This window comes from Citrobacter sp. RHB35-C21, from assembly GCF_013816515.1.
In the GTDB taxonomy this organism is placed as follows: domain Bacteria; phylum Pseudomonadota; class Gammaproteobacteria; order Enterobacterales; family Enterobacteriaceae; genus Citrobacter; species Citrobacter braakii.
The window spans coordinates 243175-259429 of the sequence record NZ_CP057147.1 but is presented as its reverse complement, the minus strand read 5'-3'; the positions used below and the strand labels follow the sequence as shown (position 1 = coordinate 259429).

The 16255-nt window shown below is 53.0% G+C and carries 19 protein-coding genes; 13 read left to right on the top strand and 6 right to left on the bottom strand.

What is annotated here, in order from left to right:
• Window positions 1-138: 138 nt before the first annotated feature.
• Genes ftsX through ftsY form a run of 3 tightly spaced genes read right to left on the bottom strand, consistent with a single transcriptional unit; the run spans window position 139 to window position 3399 of the window.
• A complete protein-coding gene (gene ftsX / locus HVZ39_RS01215) occupies window positions 139-1197 on the bottom strand; it encodes a permease-like cell division protein FtsX (protein ID WP_016154839.1) in 1059 nt (352 codons plus the stop codon).
• Window positions 1190-1858 (bottom strand): cell division ATP-binding protein FtsE, encoded by a 669-nt coding sequence (gene ftsE, locus HVZ39_RS01210; protein WP_003023420.1) that lies wholly within the window; start codon window positions 1856-1858, stop codon window positions 1190-1192. Before ftsE ends, ftsX begins: the two co-directional genes overlap by 8 nt.
• A gap of 2 nt (window positions 1859-1860) precedes the next feature.
• Window positions 1861-3399 (bottom strand): signal recognition particle-docking protein FtsY, encoded by a 1539-nt coding sequence (gene ftsY, locus HVZ39_RS01205; RefSeq protein ID WP_181633137.1) that lies wholly within the window; start codon window positions 3397-3399, stop codon window positions 1861-1863.
• A 276-nt stretch (window positions 3400-3675) separates the two neighbouring features.
• Here ftsY and rsmD point away from each other — a divergent pair, with 276 nt between their 5' ends.
• Together rsmD and HVZ39_RS01195 are read left to right on the top strand one after the other, a co-directional pair.
• Complete coding sequence (gene rsmD / locus HVZ39_RS01200) at window positions 3676-4272, top strand: 16S rRNA (guanine(966)-N(2))-methyltransferase (protein ID WP_016157666.1); 597 nt, start codon at window positions 3676-3678, stop codon at window positions 4270-4272.
• Window positions 4262-4537 carry a DUF1145 family protein gene (locus tag HVZ39_RS01195; protein WP_016154842.1) on the top strand — a complete coding sequence of 92 codons (276 nt, stop codon included), beginning with the start codon at window positions 4262-4264 and terminating at the stop codon, window positions 4535-4537. Before rsmD ends, HVZ39_RS01195 begins: the two co-directional genes overlap by 11 nt.
• 84 nt (window positions 4538-4621) lie before the next feature.
• On the opposite strand, the gene HVZ39_RS01190 is transcribed toward HVZ39_RS01195, so the two are convergent.
• Window positions 4622-4996, bottom strand: coding sequence for a DUF2500 domain-containing protein (locus HVZ39_RS01190; RefSeq protein ID WP_016154843.1), 375 nt, complete (start codon window positions 4994-4996; stop codon window positions 4622-4624).
• A gap of 141 nt (window positions 4997-5137) precedes the next feature.
• On the opposite strand from HVZ39_RS01190, the gene HVZ39_RS01185 reads away from it, so the two are divergent.
• Together HVZ39_RS01185 and zntA are read left to right on the top strand one after the other, a co-directional pair.
• Window positions 5138-5764: a lysoplasmalogenase gene (locus HVZ39_RS01185; RefSeq protein WP_181633136.1), complete on the top strand. Its 627-nt coding sequence runs from the start codon at window positions 5138-5140 to the stop codon at window positions 5762-5764.
• Between the two features lie 74 nt (window positions 5765-5838).
• Window positions 5839-8037 (top strand): Zn(II)/Cd(II)/Pb(II) translocating P-type ATPase ZntA, encoded by a 2199-nt coding sequence (zntA, locus tag HVZ39_RS01180; protein WP_181633135.1) that lies wholly within the window; start codon window positions 5839-5841, stop codon window positions 8035-8037.
• 46 nt (window positions 8038-8083) lie between these two features.
• Here zntA and tusA read toward each other — a convergent pair whose 3' ends face one another.
• Window positions 8084-8329, bottom strand: a complete 246-nt coding sequence (tusA, locus tag HVZ39_RS01175) for a sulfurtransferase TusA (RefSeq protein ID WP_003827551.1) — start codon at window positions 8327-8329, stop codon at window positions 8084-8086.
• A gap of 168 nt (window positions 8330-8497) precedes the next feature.
• On the opposite strand from tusA, the gene HVZ39_RS01170 reads away from it, so the two are divergent.
• Complete coding sequence (locus tag HVZ39_RS01170) at window positions 8498-9163, top strand: 7-cyano-7-deazaguanine/7-aminomethyl-7-deazaguanine transporter (protein WP_019078120.1); 666 nt, start codon at window positions 8498-8500, stop codon at window positions 9161-9163.
• Between the two features lie 72 nt (window positions 9164-9235).
• A complete protein-coding gene (locus HVZ39_RS01165; RefSeq protein WP_016154847.1) occupies window positions 9236-9793 on the top strand; it encodes a DcrB family lipoprotein in 558 nt (185 codons plus the stop codon).
• 3 nt (window positions 9794-9796) lie between these two features.
• On the opposite strand, the gene HVZ39_RS01160 is transcribed toward HVZ39_RS01165, so the two are convergent.
• Entirely contained in the window at window positions 9797-11014 is a 1218-nt protein-coding gene (locus tag HVZ39_RS01160) for an MFS transporter (RefSeq protein ID WP_047358184.1), read from the bottom strand.
• 133 nt (window positions 11015-11147) lie between these two features.
• On the opposite strand from HVZ39_RS01160, the gene HVZ39_RS01155 reads away from it, so the two are divergent.
• From HVZ39_RS01155 to HVZ39_RS01125, 7 genes are all read left to right on the top strand, one after another.
• Window positions 11148-12194 carry an AI-2E family transporter gene (locus tag HVZ39_RS01155; protein WP_016154849.1) on the top strand — a complete coding sequence of 349 codons (1047 nt, stop codon included), beginning with the start codon at window positions 11148-11150 and terminating at the stop codon, window positions 12192-12194.
• Window positions 12195-12664: 470 nt separating this feature from the next.
• Entirely contained in the window at window positions 12665-13042 is a 378-nt protein-coding gene (locus HVZ39_RS01150) for a hypothetical protein (RefSeq protein WP_029139728.1), read from the top strand.
• A gap of 68 nt (window positions 13043-13110) precedes the next feature.
• Window positions 13111-14172, top strand: coding sequence for a class I SAM-dependent methyltransferase (locus HVZ39_RS01145; protein WP_153646704.1), 1062 nt, complete (start codon window positions 13111-13113; stop codon window positions 14170-14172).
• Window positions 14173-14212: 40 nt separating this feature from the next.
• Complete coding sequence (locus HVZ39_RS01140; protein ID WP_181633134.1) at window positions 14213-14935, top strand: beta-ketoacyl synthase chain length factor; 723 nt, start codon at window positions 14213-14215, stop codon at window positions 14933-14935.
• Entirely contained in the window at window positions 14932-15747 is an 816-nt protein-coding gene (locus tag HVZ39_RS01135; RefSeq protein ID WP_249419282.1) for a lysophospholipid acyltransferase family protein, read from the top strand. The genes HVZ39_RS01140 and HVZ39_RS01135 overlap by 4 nt, the downstream gene beginning before the upstream one ends.
• Entirely contained in the window at window positions 15728-15985 is a 258-nt protein-coding gene (locus HVZ39_RS01130) for a phosphopantetheine-binding protein (protein WP_016154854.1), read from the top strand. The genes HVZ39_RS01135 and HVZ39_RS01130 overlap by 20 nt, the downstream gene beginning before the upstream one ends.
• 12 nt (window positions 15986-15997) lie before the next feature.
• Window positions 15998-16249 carry an acyl carrier protein gene (locus HVZ39_RS01125; RefSeq protein WP_016154855.1) on the top strand — a complete coding sequence of 84 codons (252 nt, stop codon included), beginning with the start codon at window positions 15998-16000 and terminating at the stop codon, window positions 16247-16249.
• The last annotated feature ends 6 nt before the right edge of the window (window positions 16250-16255 follow it).

The following is a 16255-nucleotide window of genomic DNA, read 5'->3' as shown; positions in this document are numbered from 1 at the left end:
CACAAGTTCCATGTCGTAATGTGTATAGATTACGCACAAAATGTGACATCACAATGAATACGCTGGGAAGAGATAACAGGGACTCTTTCCCTGCAGAGCGAACTACTCAGTGCAGGGAAAGATTATACCAGAGATTTTTTAATCGGGGGTAAAGTGGCGTAAATGTTGAACCGTGGCAAGCCAGGCTGCCACCCAGCCAATCATCGAGCACACCAGCAGCAATAACAGGCATTCGTCGAATGATAAGCCGTTGATATCAAACTTAGTTCCAAAAACCTGCGCCACCTCAGTTACCGCTGACGACAGGCGCATCACCAAAATTTCTGACAAAATCAGTGAAAGAAATGCGCCGGAAAAACCGAGCAGCGCACCGCCGTAGAGGAACGGACGCAGGATAAACCCATCCGTCGCGCCAATCAGTTTCTGCACGTTAATGGTATCGCGACGCGCAAAAATACTCAGGCGCACACTGTTACCGATGACGAGGAAGACCGCCGCTACCATCAGCACGCCAATCATCGCGGAGACGCGTCCGACAAGGCCCGTCAGCGCCGCCAGACGGGCAAACCAGCTGTCATCCATGCGCACTTCATCAATACCGTTGATTTGTGCGATACGGTCGCGCAGCGTGTTCAGCGACTCCGTGCCCTGGAAGTCCAGTTTCGGGATAACCACCGCCACGGCCGGTAGCGGGTTCTCTTCCAGCATATCCAGCGCGCCGCCAAAGCCGGACCAGTTACGGAATTCGCCCAGCGCGTCATCGCGGGAAAGATAATTCACTTTCTCCACGCCCTGCTCGGCCTGCAACTGACCAACTACCCGCGCCGCTGCATCATCATCCAGCGTTTTTTGCAGGTAAACGGTGATCTGCGGAGAAGGATAATACTGGCTTGCCGCATGATCGACGTTCTTATAAACCATGTAGCATACGCTTGGCAGCGTCAGGGAGATGGCAATAACCATCACCGTCAGGAACGTCGCCAGCGGCTTGCTTTTCAGGTCCTGTAACGCGCCCTGGAACGCGTAGCGTACCTGCTCGTTAAAGACATTGGTTTTACGCGAGTTCGGCTTTGGCGCGGCTTTCGCCCGCTTTGGCGCGTTACGACCGCCATCTCCCGGCGCGCCGCCCGATTTACGGAAGCGATCCAGTCGGCCACCGAACTGTTTGATTTGATTAATAGCGTCACGTCTATTCATGCGCCAGGCCTCCATGCAGATGTCCATCGCTCAGAACCATTTGGCGATAGGAGCGACGGGAGATCAGGCCAATATCGTGCGTGGCCATTAATACCGTGACCCCGACGCGGTTAAACTCTTCAAACAGGCGAAGGATCCCTTCCGACAACGCGTCATCCAGGTTCCCTGTTGGTTCATCCGCCAGCAATACCGCCGGTTTGTTCACCACCGCACGGGCGATGCCCACGCGCTGTTGTTCACCGCCGGAGAGCTGAATAGGGAAGTTTTTCGCTTTGTCCAACAGTCCGACCTTATCCAGCGCCGCTGACACGCGACGACGAATATCGTCCCCGCTGGCGCCCGCGATGATCAGCGGGATTGCCACGTTGTCAAACACGGTTCTGTCCATCAACAGGTGGTGATCCTGAAAAATCATGCCAATCTGACGACGCAGAAACGGCACTTCACGGTTTTTCAAACGGCTGATGTCATGCCCGCTGAAGTAGATTTTCCCGGCGCTGGGCCGTTCAATTCCACAAATCAACTTCAGCAGGGTACTTTTCCCCGCGCCAGAGTGGCCGGTCAGAAATGCCATCTCGCCAGGCTGCATATGGAAGGTAACTCCCTGCAGCGCTTGTCTCCCACCGAGATAGGCCTTGCTGACATGTTCAAAGCGAATCATTGTTAATCCTCTCGGGCAAAAAGTGCCTCTATAAAATCGTCCGCTTTAAACGGACGTAAATCCTCGATACGTTCGCCCACACCGATATAGCGGATAGGGATGCCAAACTGATCGGCAACCGAGAAGATGACCCCGCCCTTCGCTGTACCGTCCAGCTTAGTCAGGGTGATACCGGTTAAGCCCACGGCTTCATGGAACAGTTTGGCCTGGCTTATCGCATTCTGCCCGGTGCTGGCGTCGATAGTCAGCATAACTTCATGCGGCGCATCTTCGTCGAGCTTCTTCATGACGCGAACGATTTTTTTCAATTCTTCCATCAGGTGCGATTTGTTCTGCAAACGCCCTGCGGTATCAGCGATCAGCACATCTACATTACGCGCCTTCGCCGCCTGGATGGCATCAAAGATGACGGACGCGGAATCCGCGCCGGTATGCTGAGCAATCACCGGGATGTTGTTACGCTGACCCCAGACCTGCAGCTGCTCTACCGCCGCCGCACGGAAGGTATCGCCCGCCGCCAGCATCACCGATTTACCCTGCTGCTCAAACTGACGCGCCAGCTTTCCGATAGTGGTGGTTTTACCCACGCCGTTGACGCCAACCATTAAGATAACAAACGGCGTCTTGCCATCAACATTCAGCGGTTCTTCCACCTTCGCCAGAATCTCGCCCATCTCTTCTTTCAGCAGGCCGTACAGCGCTTCCGCGTCTTTGAGCTGCTTACGGCTGGCACCTTCCGTCAGATTCGCAATAATCTTGCGGGTCGTTTCTACGCCCACGTCGGCGATCAGCAGTTGCTCTTCCAGCTCTTCAAACAGATCATCGTCGATCTTTTTACCACGGAACAGACTGATAAATCCGGAACCAAGGTTTTCTTTTGTTTTCAGGAGGCTGCGTTTCAGACGCGCAAAGAAACCTTCTTTCGTTGGTTTTTCCTGCTCCTGGACTCCCTCTTCTTCTGTCGGTGCTTCTACGGCAGGTTCTTCTACCGGCACCACCATCACGGCTTCTTCAGTTGCCTCAGCAGCCAGCGCCTGCGCTTCCAGCTCTTCATCAGTCAGGTGCGGTTCGTTTTCGGCTTCTTCTTCAACCGCCTCAACGATTTCCACGGTTTCCGCTTCGGCCTGCCACTCTTCGGCAGAAACCTCTTCGGTTTTCACCTCTTCCGGCAGCGGCAATTCTTCGCGTTCGATAACCGTCGCCGCTGGCGTTTCCACTACGGGTTCAGCAGCGGGTTCAGCAGCGGGTTCAGCAACCCGCTCAATCTCCGGCTGCGATTGTTCGGCAACAGGTTCAGCTTCCGGCTGCAGTTTTTCTATTTCCGCAACCTGTTCAGTCACTTCAACAACTTCAGCTGCAAAAGCTTCCGTTTCCGCCTCGCTACGGGTTTCCTCGGCGCGCGGCTGTTCGTCAACGACGGTAGTTTCTTCAGCAACCGGTTGTTGTTCTTCGTTTTTTAATTCTGTCTCGTTTTCCGGTGCCTGCTCTTTTTGACCAAAGCCCAGCCAGGAAAAAAAGCCACGTTTTTTCTCTTTCGCCATTTGCGACTACACTCCCCCGCTGTTGCTTCATGGCACAGCGTCAACGCTATGTACATAGCAGCTAAAAAAATGATGAAATAGTCTATCACTTATACCCAATGAATTTCGAGTTACGTCAAGGTGGCAAGCGCACGAATCCCGATGAGCTTACTTTTAGTAAGTGATTCGGGTGAGTAAGTGCAGCCAACGAAGAGGTAACTTGAAAGGCGACGGGTTAACTTAACTCACATCACCGCCTGGAATGACACGTCAGCAGCGGATTGAGCAATAATTGAAATGAAAAAACCGAATCACTCTGGTAGCGGCCAGATCCGCATTATTGGCGGTCAATGGCGTGGCCGTAAACTCCCGGTTCCGGATAGTCCCGGTCTGCGCCCAACCACCGACCGCGTACGCGAAACCTTATTTAACTGGCTGGCCCCGGTAATGGTCGATGCTCACTGCCTGGACTGCTTCGCCGGCAGCGGCGCGCTGGGGCTGGAAGCCCTCTCTCGCTATGCGGCAAATGCGACGCTTCTGGAAATGGATCGCGCGGTATCACAGCAGCTACAAAACAATCTCGCCACGCTGAAAGCCCCCCATGCCCGGGTCGTCAACACCAATACCCTGACATTTTTGGCCCAGACGGGTACGCCGCATAACGTGGTGTTTGTTGACCCGCCGTTTCGCAAAGGATTACTGGAAGAAACCTTAACTCTTCTGGAAACTCATGGCTGGCTGGCAAATGAAGCGTATATTTACGTTGAAAGCGAAGTAGAAAACGGTTTGCCGCCGGTTCCGGTGAACTGGTCGCTGTACCGCGAAAAAGTCGCCGGACAGGTCGCCTATCGCCTTTACCAACGTGAAGCACGAGGAGAACACGATGCTGATTAACCTGGGACGCCTGCTGATGTTGTGCGTCTGGGCATTTTTACTACTCAATATTTTCCAACCCTTTCCACGCCCGCTTAACATCTTCGTTAACGTCGCACTGATTTTTATGGTGCTAATGCACGGCATGCAACTGGCGCTGTTAAAAAGCACCATGCCTAAAGATGGCCCGCAGATGACTCGCGGAGAGAAAATCCGTATTTTTCTGTTCGGCGTCTTTGAGTTACTGGTTTGGCAGAAGAAGATTAAAGATCAGTTGAAAAAGTAACTGTGATCTTTTCGCCCGGCGGCGCTTAGCAGGCCGGGGCGACAAAATCTCCAGGCCGGACAAAGCGTAAGCCGCCATCCGGCATCAGTCAGATGAAACCTTAGCGTTCACTGTAAAATCAACAAAACGCGAACCTTTGTAACTCAGCGTTCCCTTATCCCCGACCGTTAACGCATGGTACTGCTGGGCATCCAGACGAAACGTCTGCTCGAAGCCGCCACTTTGTGGCTTAAAACTGACTTCATAGCGCATGCTGGTCCCCGCCGGGCTCACTTCCTGCTGGCGGGATCGCCGATCGTTAAGCGGTTTTTCCCGTTTGTTACTCACCACCACCTGCTTTTGCACTAACGGCGCAGTATCATTATCGGCTTTTTCACGCCGCTGCTGAACGAAGCGAAACGACGCAGCAACAACGATTAAGACAATGATAACAATGAAAAAAAGTGGTGGTTTGCTCATATTATTAACCCATCAGAAAATGCGGAAATAAGCATACATTGCCTGTTATGGTGTTGTCATCTGGCAGTGTCGACCTCTACACTGAACAGTAGAGCCGTGAGCACCCCGCTTACGAAAAAATAACGAATTCAAGGAATTAAGATGCTTTGGTCGTTTATCGCTGTCTGCCTTTCCGCATGGTTGTTCGTGGATGCTTCCTATCGTGGGCCCACCTGGCAACGCTGGGTCTTTAAACCCCTAACCTTACTTCTGCTGGCGCTGCTGGCCTGGCAGGCGCCAATGTTTAACGCTGTCAGCTATCTGGTGCTGGCTGGCCTGCTTGCCTCGCTGCTGGGCGATGCGCTGACGCTGTTACCGCGCCAACGCCTTTTGTATGCCGTGGGGGCATTCTTCCTGTCGCATCTGCTGTATACCATTTACTTCGCCAGCCAAATGACGCTGTCGTTCTTCTGGCCTTTGCCGTTGGTGCTGGTGGTGCTGGGGGCGTTGCTGATTGCCGTGATCTGGACACGTCTGGAAGAGCTACGCATCGCTATCTGTACCTTTATTGGTATCACGCTGATGATGGTCTGGATGGCTGGTGAGCTGTGGTTCTTCCGCCCGACCGCTCCGGCGCTGTCGGCTTTTATGGGCGCATCACTCCTGTTCATCGGCAACATTGTCTGGCTGGGTAGCCATTACCGTCGCCGCTTCCGCGCCGATAACGCAATTGCTGCCGCCTGCTACTTCGCCGGACATTTCCTGATTGTTCGTTCGTTGTATCTTTAAAACGCTTGACTCTGGAGTCGACTCCAGAGTGTATCCTCCGGTTAATATGAAATGATTATCAACCGGAGGATGCCATGTCGACACCCGATTCCAGTGGCAAAAAAGCCCCACAATTTTCTTCTTTCAAGCTAGCGCCTGCGCCACAAAAGGCTGACGACTGCTGCTGCGAAGGAAGTTGCTCCACCCCACCACCCGTATCCGGTACCGTAATGGGTACCCGCTACTCCTGGAAAGTGGCAGGCATGGACTGTGCAGCCTGCGCCCGAAAAGTGGAGAATGCGGTCCGCCAGGTCAACGGCGTCAACCAGGTCCAGGTTCTGTTCGCCACCGAAAAACTGGTAGTCGACGCGGGTTCCGATATCCGCCTGCAAGTTGAAAGCGCAGTGCAAAAGGCAGGCTATACCCTGCGCGATGAGCAAGCGCCAGACGCCGCCCCCGAGTCGCGGTTTAAAGAGAACCTGCCGCTGATTTCGCTGATTATCATGATGGCGATTAGCTGGGGGCTGGAGCAGTTCAATCACCCCTTTGGCCAGATAGCATTTATCGCCACCACGCTGGTAGGTCTGTATCCCATTGCCCGTCAGGCCCTGCGTCTGATGAAAACCGGCAGCTACTTTGCCATTGAAACGTTGATGAGCGTGGCCGCCATTGGCGCACTGTTTATCGGCGCGACGGCAGAAGCCGCCATGGTGCTACTGCTGTTTTTAATTGGCGAACGCCTGGAAGGATGGGCCGCCAGCCGCGCCCGTAAAGGGGTCAGCGCACTGATGGCGCTCAAGCCGGAAACCGCCACGCGCCTGCGTAACGGCGAGCGCGAAGAGGTTGCTATCAATACTCTCCAGCCAGGCGATGTTATCGAGGTTGCCGCGGGTGGGCGTTTACCTGCCGACGGCAAGCTGGTCTCCGGATTTGCCAGCTTTGATGAAAGCGCCCTGACCGGCGAATCGATACCGGTTGAGCGCGCCACCGGCGAGAAAGTCCCGGCGGGCGCCACCAGCGTGGACCGTCTGGTAACGCTGGAAGTACTCTCCGAACCGGGTGCCAGCGCCATTGACCGTATTCTGAAATTGATTGAAGAAGCGGAAGAACGCCGCGCCCCCATTGAGCGCTTTATTGACCGTTTCAGCCGGATTTACACCCCAGCCATTATGGCGGTTGCGTTGTTGGTCACCCTTGTACCACCGCTGCTGTTTGCCGCATCCTGGCAGGAGTGGATTTATAAAGGGCTGACGCTGCTGCTGATTGGCTGCCCATGTGCGCTGGTGATTTCCACACCCGCAGCCATTACCTCTGGCCTTGCCGCCGCGGCACGTCGTGGCGCGTTAATCAAAGGCGGGGCCGCGCTGGAGCAGTTGGGTAGGATAACGCAGGTCGCGTTTGATAAAACCGGCACCCTGACCATCGGTAAACCGCGCGTCACGGCGATTCACCCGGCAAGCGGTATTGGCGAGGCAGAACTGCTGGCGCTGGCGGCAGCAGTAGAGCAAGGCGCGACGCACCCGCTGGCGCAGGCGATTGTTCGGGAAGCCCAAACACGCGAACTGACTATCCCTGTCGCAAAAGATCAGCGGGCGCTGGTTGGCTCTGGCATTGAAGCACTGGTCAACGGCGAATGCGTGCTGATTTGCGCCGCCGGTAAGCAGCCTGCCGATGCTTTTGCCGGGCAGATAAGCGAGCTGGAAAGCGCGGGTCAAACGGTGGTGCTGGTGCTGCGTAACGATGCCGTTCTCGGCGTGCTGGCCTTACAGGACACGCTGCGCGACGACGCCCGTAGCGCCATCAGCGAGCTTAATCAGATTGGCGTGAAAGGGGTGATCCTGACGGGCGATAACCCGCGAGCGGCAGCCGCTATTGCCAGTGAATTGGGTCTCGAATTCAAAGCGGGTCTATTACCGGAAGATAAAGTACAGGCCGTTACCCATCTTAACCAACAGTCGCCGCTGGCGATGGTCGGCGACGGCATCAACGACGCTCCGGCAATGAAAGCAGCCACCATTGGTATTGCGATGGGAAGCGGGACCGATGTCGCCCTGGAAACCGCCGATGCAGCCCTGACCCACAACCGCCTGCGTGGTCTGGTGCAAATGATTCAGTTAGCCCGCGCCACCCACGCCAATATTCACCAGAACATTGCGATTGCGCTAGGCCTGAAGGGGATTTTTCTCGTCACCACGCTGCTCGGAATAACCGGACTGTGGCTGGCGGTGCTGGCAGATACGGGGGCGACGGTACTGGTGACCGCTAACGCGCTGCGGTTACTACGTAAAGGATAACGCGTCTGTGTCGGACGGCAGTTGCATTAGCGCCATCCGGCTAAGATTACTGGCCTTTGCGCACCAGATAGCGGTACGGCAGAGAGTCGGTCTCTTTTGCCACCAGCTCATGCTCCATAAAGGTACAGAAGCCAGGAATGTCACGGGTTGTCGCCGGATCGTCGGCGACAATCAGCAGCGTTTCACCCGCCTGCATGCCGCGCACGGTTTTACGCACCATCATTACGGGTTCCGGGCAGCGCAGCCCCTGGGCATCAAGAGTATGGTCGGGAGAGGTAAACAGATCGCTCATCGTAGTCTCGTTCATTCAAAAACGGCGTTATTTTACGCTCTGTTGTGGCGTAAGCCAATCAGGTTAACGATTGCGTGAAAAACAACCATTGCAATGTGCTCTTAAAGCAGTATCATGCGACGGTTTTTTATTGGGTTCCCTCACCCCATCCAACAAAAAGGTCACAATATGACTCCGTTTACACAATCTCAACGCGTAAAAGCGTTGTTTTGGCTATCGCTATTTCATCTGCTGGTGATCACCTCCAGCAACTATCTGGTGCAGCTACCGATCTCCATTTTTGGTTTCCATACCACATGGGGCGCTTTCAGCTTTCCGTTTATTTTCCTCGCGACCGATCTGACCGTGCGTATTTTTGGCGCACCGTTGGCACGACGTATCATCTTTGCGGTAATGATCCCCGCGCTGCTGATCTCCTATGTCGTTTCATCACTGTTCTATATGGGATCGTGGCAGGGATTCGGCGCACTGCTGCACTTTAATCTGTTTGTCGCCCGTATCGCCGCCGCCAGCTTTATGGCTTACGCGTTGGGTCAAATTCTGGATGTGCATGTCTTTAACCGCCTGCGTCAGAACCGTCGCTGGTGGCTGGCGCCAACGGCTTCGACGCTGTTTGGCAACATCAGCGATACGTTAGCCTTCTTCTTTATCGCTTTCTGGCGCAGCCCGGATGCCTTTATGGCCGAGCACTGGATGGAAATCGCGCTGGTTGACTACTGCTTCAAAGTGCTGATCAGCATTATTTTCTTCCTGCCGATGTACGGCGTGCTGCTGAATATGTTACTGAAAAGGCTGGCAGATAAATCCGAAATCTCTGCATTGCAGACGAGTTAAAGGTTCATTTTCCGAGTTGTGATAAGATGGACGAATGAGCCGTTATGGCCGTTTATCGAAAGGAAGAAGTCAATGCGCAATCTGGTTAAATATGTCGGTATTGGCCTGCTGGTTATGGGGCTTGCGGCCTGTGATAATAGCGATACAAAAGCGCCAGCAGAGGGTGCTGCCGCAGAAAGTAGCGCCACCGGACAACCGGTCAGCCTGTTGGACGGTAAACTCAGTTTTTCCCTGCCAGCGGATATGACCGATCAGAGCGGCAAACTGGGCACCCAGGCGAACAATATGCACGTTTATTCTGACGCAACCGGCCAGAAAGCGGTGATTGTGATTGTTGGCGACAATACCAACGAAGACCTGGCTGTGCTGGCAAAACGCCTTGAAGATCAGCAGCGTAGCCGCGACCCGCAGTTGCAGGTCGTCACCAATAAATCTATTGAGCTGAAAGGCCACACGCTGCAGCAGTTAGACAGCATCATCTCGGCCAAAGGCCAGACCGCTTACTCTTCCGTGGTGTTGGGTAAAGTCGATAACCAACTGCTGACTCTGCAAATCACGCTGCCTGCTGACGATCAGCAAAAAGCGCAGACTACCGCAGAAAACATCATTAACACGCTGGTTATCCAGTAACGGTTAAGACGATGACTCGGCCTCCGGTGACACCACCTGAGGCCGTTTTTTTAATCGCCAGGTCAGCAATAACGCCACCGCCACCAGCCCTGCCGCCGCCAGATAGATAACCGGCACGCCCGCCCAGGTCATGACCAGCCCAGCCAGCGGCCCCGTAACTCCCAGTGATAAATCCATAAAAACCGTATACGTCGCCAGCGCAGCGCCCTGATTTTGCTGCGGGACGGCTTTTACCGCCACCACGCCCAGCGCCGGGAACACCAGCGAGAACCCTGCACCGGCCAGCAGGACGCCGCTTTTCGCCATCCACGGCATGGAAGCCATCCCCACCAGCAGCAACCCAACAATCTCGACGCTAAAGCAGATCATCGCCACATTTAGTCCACCTAAACGGTTGATACCATTTGGGAATAACAGGCGGGTCCCCACAAACGTGCAGCTAAAAAGCGTCAGCGCGAAAGCGGCACCGTCCCAGCCTTTGGCATCATAAAACAGGGTAATGAAAGTGGCGATCACGCCAAATCCGGCTGAGGCCAGGGCCAGCGCCATGCCGTACAACCAGACACGCCCAAGCACCGCGCGAAACGGTAACGGTTTGCCTTTGCTGGCCTTCACCGCCGGACGAGGGAGCGCCAGCAGTATTGCCAACAGCGCCACGCCCATCACGGTCAGCGCCAGTCCCTGTAAGCCACCCCAGGCATAAAACAGTACACCCAGCGGAGCGCCTATCGCCATCGCGCCATAGGTCACGATGCCGTTCCACGAAATCACCCGTCCGATGTGCATTGAACCAACGACCCCAACCCCCCACAGCGTAGAGCCAGTCCCGGCAAAGCTTTGCCCGATCCCTAGAATCACGCGCCCCAGGCATAACAGCAGCAGGCTGGCCAGCGGCCAGCCATTCGTGAAGCCCGCCAGGAAGTAGCCCAGACCACTTAAAAAACAGCCACACAGTCCGAATACCACAATCTTCTTTGGCCCCAGCAGGTCGGCATAGCGACCGGCATGTGGACGGCTCAGCAGCGTAGCGAAATATTGCAGGCTGATGACCAGCCCTGCCCAAAAAGCACTAAATCCCATCACATCATGGACATAGCCTGGCAATACAGCGAGCGGCAGACCAATGGTCAGGTAGCTGGCGAAGTTAAACATCACCACAGAGACAATACGCAGATTAAGGCGTAAACCGCTAAGCGTCGGTTCAGCGACGGGTTCGGGCATGGAGGATCACCACGTTTTCACAACAGTGTTTCATTTCTACCATGTTGCCGGGCAGAAATCAGTAGTCAGTTTAGGAATATCAGTCGCAAGCCAGCCGCTACACTTAATGCAAAAACGCAAACAGGAAGACGACATGACAACCGCCCAGCCCGATAAAACGGGTTTGCACATTCTGCTCAAACTGGCCGCTCTGGTGGTGATCCTCGCGGGTATTCATGCCGCGGCGGATATCATCGTACAGCTTCTGCTGGCCCTTTTTTTTGCCATTGTATTGAATCCGCTGGTCACCTGGTTTATTCGCCGGGGTGTACGTCGGCCGGTCGCGATAACGTTAGTCGTGGTGGTGATGCTGATCGTTCTTACGGCGTTAATCGGTGTTCTGGCGTCATCCATTACTGAATTCATGGCCATGCTGCCAAAATACAACAAGGAGCTGACGCGCAAGGTTCTGTATCTGCAAGAGATGGTGCCTTTTCTGAATCTGCATATGTCCCCGGAGCGCATGCTGCAACGTATGGACTCCGACAAGCTGATGACCTTCACAACCACGCTGATGACAAGTCTTTCCGGTGCCATGGCCAGCGTCGTTCTGCTGGTGATGACGGTGGTCTTTATGTTGTTTGAGGTGCGTCATGTCCCCTATAAGCTGCGCTTTGCGCTGAACAACCCACAAATCCATATTGCGGGGCTGCATCGGGCACTGAAAGGTGTTTCTCACTATCTGGCGCTGAAAACGTTGCTCAGCTTATGGACCGGAGCCATCGTCTGGCTGGGGCTGGCGCTAATGGGTATTCAGTTTGCTCTGATGTGGGGTGTGCTGGCATTCCTGCTAAACTACGTGCCCAACATTGGCTCGGTCATTTCCGCCGTTCCACCCATGATCCAGGCGCTGCTGTTCAACGGCGTTTACGAATGCGTGCTGGTTGGGGCGCTGTTTCTGGTGGTGCATATGGTAATTGGCAACATCCTCGAGCCCCGCATGATGGGGCACCGGCTGGGATTATCGACGCTAATCGTGTTTCTCTCTCTGTTGGTGTGGGGATGGCTGCTTGGTCCGGTAGGTATGCTGCTCTCCGTGCCGTTAACCAGCGTGTGTAAAATCTGGATGGAAACCACCACAGGCGGTAGCAAACTGGCAATTTTGCTGGGACCCGGCAGACCCAAAAGTCGGCTACCCTGAAAACTACCAACCGAGGTAGTTATTATATTTCCATATTGACGTTAAAATGACGTCAACACAGCTATATACAGTGGCTTATCTTAAATAAAGAGTGAAAAGGAATTCATTCTTTTATAAAGGAAACATATAATCCACATGCATTATTCTTTGCCAAAACACATAAAAATAACGAACACCTCCAAAGCATTTAACTTAAACTATCCACTTAGATTTAAAGGTTATTTTATTTGATACGTTTTCTCTAAAAATCTATACTTCTCGCCGATGATGATGCTGAAAAGTTTCTGTTGAAGAAAGTCATAGAATATTATCATCCGGTCATCTCATTGCCTCGCTATCAGCATAGTGAAACAAAACGCTAATTTAGTTTAAATAAAATTGCAGGTGATAAAGGGTGCATCATGATTCCGGAGCTTATAAGTTAACATGTATAAACGGTACTTTGAGAGGGAGTTTTAATGAAACAGTATATTAAGTGGTTTGCAGCCATTGCCGTTGTCGGTGCACTAGCGGGTTGTGCACGTACTGCGCCGATTGATCAAGTTCACACCAGTGTGAGCGCGGGACATACTCAGGACCAGGTTAAAACCGCGATCCTGAAAGCCGGTATTCAACGCCAATGGGTCATGTCCGAAGCCGGACCAGGTATTATTAAAGCTCGCCAACAAACCCGCGATCATGTGGCTGAAGTCCGTATCACTTATACCGCCACCAGCTATGACATCAAATATGACAGCAGCCTCAACCTGCAGGCTTCTGGTGGAAAGATTCACAAAAACTACAACCGCTGGGTACGCAATCTGGATAAAGACATCCAGCTTAATCTGTCAGCCGGCGCCAATCTGTAATTACGCCTAAAGTCGGGCCGAAAAGGCCCGATACTCTTACTATCTGCCATTTAACAGGTTGTCCCCACATGTACGAACAGGATTCGCTTAGCGCACTGGATGCCATTACTGAAGCACAACGTATCGCCTTTGCCCCTATGCTATTTCAAACCGCGTTGTGTCTGCGAAATGCTGGAGTACTCACCTGGCTGGACAAGCAAGGTAAACGCGGCGCCACGCTCGACGAGATTACCGAAAACAGCACCATCAACGAATATGCCGCCAGCATCCTGTTGGATATGGGGTTAAGTGGGCGCATCATTACCCACAAAGAGGGATATTATTACCTCGCTAAAGTTGGTCATTTTCTTTTACATGACACGATGACGCGTGTGAATATGGACTTCACCCAGGATGTTTGTTATCAGGGGCTGTTCTATCTGGAAAATGCACTTAAAGAAGGAAAACCCGTAGGGTTAAAAACTTTTGGCGACTGGTCAACAATCTATCCTGCACTATCACAATTACCGCTGGCTGCGCGTGAAAGTTGGTTTGCTTTCGATCATTACTATTCAGATGGAGCATTTGATGCCGCATTGCCATATGTATTCGCCAGCGCCCCTGCAACCCTGTACGATGTCGGCGGAAATACCGGGAAATGGGCATTACGTTGTTGTCAGCATGATGACAATATTACTGTCACCCTATTAGATTTGCCGCAACAAATTGCACTTGCCCGCGAAAATATAGAAAATGCAGGATTATCTCATCGCATAAATTTCCATGCTGTGGATATGCTTAGCGACTCGCCTTTACCTGCCGGCGCTGATATCTGGTGGATGAGTCAATTTCTGGACTGTTTTTCTCCGGAACAAATTATCGCTATGCTGCGCAACGTTGCTCGGGTGATGAAACCGGGCGCGAAGCTGTTCATTATGGAACTGTTTTGGGATGCCCAAAAATTTGAAGCGGCCTCATTTAGCCTGAATGCGTCTTCGCTTTATTTTACCTGTATGGCGAATGGCAACAGCCGTTTCTACAGCGTAGAGAGGTTTTATCACTATCTGAATCTGGCAGGTTTTCAGGTAGATGAACGCCACGACAACTTAGGTGTTGGGCATACTTTATTGATATGTCAGAAGAAAAAATAAGAAACAATCGGAACAACCGATTTACCGCGGATACGCGTTGATGAAATTTGCTTTCAACATTATAGACTGGCAGGCCAGGGCGCCAGGGTTAAGCGAAACAGAACAGTGGCATGAATGGTCACGGCTTTCGCACGCCATCGATCCCACTGCGCCATTGGCTAAGCTCAACGAGTTACCGATGATGACGGCTCGCCGCCTCAGTTCCGGCAGCAAACTGGCCGTCGATTGTGGGCTGGCGATGCTACGCCGCCATGATATCAATGCTGTTTTGTATACAAGCCGCCATGGTGAACTGGAGCGTAACTACAGGATCCTGCACGCCCTGGCGACTGGGCAGGCACTCTCACCAACCGATTTTGCCCTCTCTGTACATAACTCTGCTGTGGGTAACCTGACGATCGCTGCGAAAAAACCGATTGCCTCCTCCTCGCTTTCTGCTGGCAGGGATACGTTCCAGCAAGGGCTATGTGAAGTCATCGGGCTGTTGCAGGCGGGATATCAGCGCGTATTGATGGTCGATTTCGACGGTTTTCTGCCCGAGTTTTATCACCCACAGTTACCACCTGACATGCCAACATGGCCGTTTGCCGTCGCGCTGGTCATTGAATCCGGTGATAGCTGGCAATGTGAAACCCGTCCGCACTGCGGGCGGGGTGAGACACCGTTGCCGCAAAGCCTATTGTTTTTACAACATTACTTGCAAGATACCAAGGCGTTTACCCTGTCTGGCGAACGCGTACAATGGCAGTGGAGTCAGGGATGAACACGATGCTCCTGCGGCTTAACCGGGTATGGCGACTGGTGATGACCGGTCTTTGCTTTGCCCTGTTTGGCCTCGGCGGACTCCTTCTTTCTACGTTCTGGTTTAACGTCTTGCTGATCGCGATATGGGATAACGCCCGACGTCGGCGTATCGCCAGACGCAGCATCGCCGCCAGTTTTCGCCTCTTTTTAACGGTGGCGAAACGGCTTGGTGTGTTGGATTACCAAATTGAAGGACGAGATATTTTACGCAATGAACAAGGATGCCTGGTCGTCGCCAACCACCCGACGCTCATCGATTACGTGCTACTGGCATCGGTAATGCCCGAAACCGACTGTCTGGTGAAAAGTGCACTACTAAAAAATCCGTTCCTCAGCGGCGTGGTCCGGGCGGCAGATTATCTGATTAACAGCCAGGCTGACGCGCTATTGCCCGCGTGCCAGCAACGTCTGGAACAAGGCGATACTATTTTAATTTTCCCCGAGGGAACCCGTACACGCCCCGGAGAGGAAATGACGTTACAGCGTGGTGCGGCGAATATCGCCGTGCGCTGCAGCAGTGATTTACGCATAGTGACCATTAAATGCAGCGAACAAATGCTGAACAAAGAAAGCCAATGGTACGACGTCCCATCGGTAAAACCCATGTTTACCATTTCAGTACACGAGCGGGTTAAGATCGACCAATTTTACGACGCAAATTCACAAGAACCGGCGCTGGCCGCAAGGCAGTTGAACCGGCATCTTTTGCTTCAATTACAACCAGGTACTTTACCTCTTTCAGGAATTAATGATGCAAGCGCTTTATCTTGAAATCAAAAATCTCATTATAACGACATTGAATCTCGACGAACTAACAGCTGACGATATTGAAACCGAAGCGGCACTCTTTGGCGATGGCTTAGGCCTGGACTCAATCGATGCCCTGGAGCTGGGTCTGGCGGTGAAAAACGAGTATGGCGTGGTCCTCTCAGCGGAGAGCGAAGAAATGCGTCAGCACTTCTTCTCCGTCGCCACGCTGGCATCTTTCATTCACGCGCAACGTGCCTGAGGATAGTCCGTTATGACCGAACAAAAAGCCATTTACGAAGAAGTCTCCTCACTGCTGGTCAAGCTGTTTGAAGTTGACCCGCAAGATATTAAGCCTGAGGCGCGCCTGTACGAAGATCTGGAACTCGATAGCATCGACGCAGTCGACATGATCGTGCATCTTCAAAAGAAAACCGGTAAGAAAATCAAGCCGGAAGAGTTCAAAGCAGTACGCACCGTACAAGATGTCGTCGATGCGGTTGAACGCCTTCTCATAGAAGCGTAATTCACC

What these genes read in the sequence shown, in the direction of transcription:
- HVZ39_RS01160 (WP_047358184.1), bottom strand. Translation starts at nt 11,014, where the DNA reads ATGCCCGAACCCGTCGCTGAACCGACGCTTAGCGGTTTACGCCTTAAT.
- tusA (WP_003827551.1), bottom strand. Translation starts at nt 8,329, where the DNA reads ATGAGCGATCTGTTTACCTCTCCCGACCATACTCTTGATGCCCAGGGG.
- HVZ39_RS01135 (WP_249419282.1), top strand. Translation starts at nt 14,932, where the DNA reads ATGAACACGATGCTCCTGCGGCTTAACCGGGTATGGCGACTGGTGATG.
- HVZ39_RS01145 (WP_153646704.1), top strand. Translation starts at nt 13,111, where the DNA reads ATGTACGAACAGGATTCGCTTAGCGCACTGGATGCCATTACTGAAGCA.
- ftsE (WP_003023420.1), bottom strand. Translation starts at nt 1,858, where the DNA reads ATGATTCGCTTTGAACATGTCAGCAAGGCCTATCTCGGTGGGAGACAA.
- HVZ39_RS01155 (WP_016154849.1), top strand. Translation starts at nt 11,148, where the DNA reads ATGACAACCGCCCAGCCCGATAAAACGGGTTTGCACATTCTGCTCAAA.
- HVZ39_RS01195 (WP_016154842.1), top strand. Translation starts at nt 4,262, where the DNA reads ATGCTGATTAACCTGGGACGCCTGCTGATGTTGTGCGTCTGGGCATTT.
- HVZ39_RS01125 (WP_016154855.1), top strand. Translation starts at nt 15,998, where the DNA reads ATGACCGAACAAAAAGCCATTTACGAAGAAGTCTCCTCACTGCTGGTC.
- ftsX (WP_016154839.1), bottom strand. Translation starts at nt 1,197, where the DNA reads ATGAATAGACGTGACGCTATTAATCAAATCAAACAGTTCGGTGGCCGA.
- ftsY (WP_181633137.1), bottom strand. Translation starts at nt 3,399, where the DNA reads ATGGCGAAAGAGAAAAAACGTGGCTTTTTTTCCTGGCTGGGCTTTGGT.
- HVZ39_RS01165 (WP_016154847.1), top strand. Translation starts at nt 9,236, where the DNA reads ATGCGCAATCTGGTTAAATATGTCGGTATTGGCCTGCTGGTTATGGGG.
- rsmD (WP_016157666.1), top strand. Translation starts at nt 3,676, where the DNA reads ATGAAAAAACCGAATCACTCTGGTAGCGGCCAGATCCGCATTATTGGC.
- HVZ39_RS01170 (WP_019078120.1), top strand. Translation starts at nt 8,498, where the DNA reads ATGACTCCGTTTACACAATCTCAACGCGTAAAAGCGTTGTTTTGGCTA.
- HVZ39_RS01130 (WP_016154854.1), top strand. Translation starts at nt 15,728, where the DNA reads ATGCAAGCGCTTTATCTTGAAATCAAAAATCTCATTATAACGACATTG.
- HVZ39_RS01140 (WP_181633134.1), top strand. Translation starts at nt 14,213, where the DNA reads ATGAAATTTGCTTTCAACATTATAGACTGGCAGGCCAGGGCGCCAGGG.
- HVZ39_RS01190 (WP_016154843.1), bottom strand. Translation starts at nt 4,996, where the DNA reads ATGAGCAAACCACCACTTTTTTTCATTGTTATCATTGTCTTAATCGTT.
- HVZ39_RS01185 (WP_181633136.1), top strand. Translation starts at nt 5,138, where the DNA reads ATGCTTTGGTCGTTTATCGCTGTCTGCCTTTCCGCATGGTTGTTCGTG.
- zntA (WP_181633135.1), top strand. Translation starts at nt 5,839, where the DNA reads ATGTCGACACCCGATTCCAGTGGCAAAAAAGCCCCACAATTTTCTTCT.